Source organism: Dellaglioa sp. CoH-56-MRSF-10 (assembly GCF_056782175.1).
Map to the genome: position 1 here is coordinate 1 of NZ_JBXAYF010000106.1, position 280 is coordinate 280.

Consider the following 280-nt stretch of genomic DNA (forward strand, 5'->3'; position numbering starts at 1 on the left):
GCCGGTGAACACCTAGGCATCTGGATCAACGAGTATCCGGTGCTGCGTATGACTCCGCACGGTTTCCGGTTTCTAGATCATTACGAGGACCGTGAACGGTTCGTGAATCTGTCGTGGACGAAGCAGTACGCGCATCGCACCAAGGAAGCCGCACGCGACGCGTTCATAGAGCGCAAGCGCAAACAGATTCGCATTCTGCACAACACGATCATCGACGCACAGGAACTGCTGCGTATGGCACTCGAACAGAAATCTCTTGGTGTTGCGCACCAAGTTGTGA

General features: G+C 54.6%; 1 protein-coding gene. It reads left to right on the top strand.

Annotation, left to right across the window (positions count from 1 at the left end):
* The coding region (locus AC1RP4_RS07990; protein ID WP_481763275.1) for a hypothetical protein at nt 1–280 on the top strand (280 nt) is incomplete at both ends.